Origin of the sequence: Bradyrhizobium sp. CCBAU 65884 (assembly GCF_028128835.1) — a bacterium.
Classification (GTDB): Bacteria; Pseudomonadota; Alphaproteobacteria; order Rhizobiales; family Xanthobacteraceae; genus Bradyrhizobium; species Bradyrhizobium ottawaense.
In genome coordinates, this window is the sequence record NZ_LBJU01000003.1 from 1 (window position 1) to 2,189 (window position 2,189).

Below are 2,189 nucleotides of genomic sequence, written 5' to 3' on the forward strand. Positions count from 1 at the left end.
AATCCGTCCGGAATGAAATCGGAATGCCTGGCCGGCTTCGCGTCGGAATCAGTGGCCGGCTTCATCGGAATACGCAAGCAATGCACGAGCGTCCATGGGCCTCGCGGCCGAGCAACTTCGGTCAGCCGGTCATAACCGTCATAGGCATCGCATTGCAGGTAGCGTCCGCCAAAACCGTCGAGGAACTGCTGCGCGAAGGCACCGCTGCGACCGGGGGCATACCTGAACAACACGATCGGTGGACTTGGCCCGCTGTGGCCGCGGTCGTCTGAAGCGATCGCCCAGAAGTAGCCCTTCTTCGTTTGGCCGCGCCCAGGATCGAGTACCGGCGCCTTGGTCTCATCCATGAACAGCCGATCCGCCATGGCCAGGTGGTGGCGCATGTGGTCCGCGATGGGCTGAAGATGGAAGCAGGCGCGGCCAGACCAGTTGCCCAGTGTCGCCCGATCAAGCCGGATCCCCTGGCGCGCATAGATCTCGGCCTGACGGTAAAATGGCGTATGGTCGCCAAATTTGGAGACGATCACGTGCGCGATGGCCGCTTCGGTCGGCAGCCCGCCGGGCACGACGTGCTCCGGTGCGTGCGCCTGCACGACGGGGCCCGAACAGCGGCGACAGATGTATTTCGGCCGGCGCGTGACCAGCACGCGCCATTGCGCCGGGATCACGTCAAGGCGCTGGCTGACGTCCTCGCCGATCTTCGTCATGGCGCCGCAACCGCACGGGCAGAGCGTGCTTGCAGGCTCGATGATCCGTTCCACCCGCGGCAAATGGGCAGGCAAGCAGCCGCGATTGCGATGAGGACCTTGAGCCGGCACGCTCCGCGATCGGCCCTTGATCACAGCCTCGGCTCTCTCCTGCGCCGCGTCCAGGATGCCTTGCGCGATCTCCACGTCTTCCAACGGTAAGTGATACTGATCTGGCCGCAGCTTCTCGGATTTCGCGCCGAACCTGTCGCGCCGCAATTCGCCGAGGATGACCTCCAGCCGACGCCGCGCTTCCTCCGACGCCGCCAGCGCCCCCTGATGCTCGCTCAAGGCCGCCTGCGTTTGCGCCAAAAGCGCCTTCAGGCGTTCGTTTTCGTCGCGCAGCGCCGCGATGCTCATGCGCTATTTCGAGCACATCGCCGCCGCGCGTGCCACGCTCAAAATAGCTGCCGAGTCATTCTGCCGCAGTTATCCAGCGACCTGCGGGCGCCGTGCTTCTTCCGGGCGCACCAATCTCCAATCCAACCCTTCGAACAAGGCAGCAAACATCGCGGGCGACATGCGCATCACGCCATCCGCGATCGTTGGCCAAACGAACTTGCAACCTTCGAGACGCTTGTGCACCAACACCAGGCCCGTTCGATCCCAGACCAAAATCTTGATCCGGTCCGCTCGTTTCGATCGGAACACGAAGGCTGCGCCGCTGAACGGGTCGAGACGAAGCAAGCATCTCCTGCACCTTCGCCGCAAGCCCATCGTGGCCACAGCGGAAGTCGATCGGCCGCGTCGCGATGTAAATCTTCAGATCAGCACCGGCCGCGATCATCGTGGCGCTCGCACCGCACGGATCACTCGGGACAGCTGCTCACCATCAATGGACGTATCCGTCCGCAGCACGACATCACCGATCCCGATCTCAAGCTTGATCGCCGGAGCAGGAAGCTCCCCCAAAGCACGTTCCACGACCAGCGGAGCGAATGTCGGCGGGGATGCCTCGCACGGCGGCAACATGCCTCGCTGTCGAAACCGCCGTCGCCAATCGTAGATCTGCCAGCGCGTCGCTCCGTGCTTGCGCGCGACCTCGGACACCTGGGCACCGGGCAAGAGACTCTCGGCGACAATCCGAGCTCTCTCAGCTTCCGAACGCACGCGGCGTCCCGACGGTCCTTCAAGAACTTCCAGCCGGCTAACCGACCCCGCCGACGGGCCGTCCAAATGGACGTCCTTTTTGCTGTCCAATCCCATCCAAAGCCTCCGTCCAAAGCTGGAGGCTTCTTCGCATAGCTATCCAGATCCCGAAGCAAGGGTTACGGCTAAGCGCTTACGCATGGCATTGTCATTGCCCGTGACATCGCGCAGTTGCGGCGCGGCCTCGCTGTCATCGTAGGGAACATCAATGACGGCCTCAGCGAGATGCTCCGAGCTCTCATGAGGGAATCGCAAGAGGAGTTGTCCCGAGCTTGATACCCGCGTTGCAGCCTC

Annotated in this window: 4 protein-coding genes; all 4 read right to left on the reverse strand. The window is 63.2% G+C overall.

What is annotated here, in order from left to right; all coding sequences use genetic code 11:
* Positions 1-1,106 (reverse strand): IS66 family transposase (gene tnpC / locus XI03_RS00075; RefSeq protein ID WP_271590959.1); only part of this gene is annotated, 1,106 nt, incomplete at its 3' end.
* Between the two features lie 69 nt (positions 1,107-1,175).
* Positions 1,176-1,433, reverse strand: coding sequence for an IS66 family insertion sequence element accessory protein TnpB (gene tnpB / locus XI03_RS00080; protein ID WP_246161162.1), 258 nt, complete (start codon positions 1,431-1,433; stop codon positions 1,176-1,178).
* Positions 1,434-1,529: 96 nt separating this feature from the next.
* Positions 1,530-1,952: an IS66-like element accessory protein TnpA gene (gene tnpA / locus XI03_RS00085; RefSeq protein ID WP_271590960.1), complete on the reverse strand. Its 423-nt coding sequence runs from the start codon at positions 1,950-1,952 to the stop codon at positions 1,530-1,532.
* 39 nt (positions 1,953-1,991) lie between these two features.
* The coding region (locus XI03_RS00090; protein WP_271590961.1) for a hypothetical protein at positions 1,992-2,189 on the reverse strand (198 nt) is incomplete at its 5' end.

Excerpts from the sequence above, each read along its gene's own strand:
- tnpA (WP_271590960.1), bottom strand. The coding sequence starts at position 1,952 with ATGGGATTGGACAGCAAAAAGGACGTCCATTTGGACGGCCCGTCGGCG.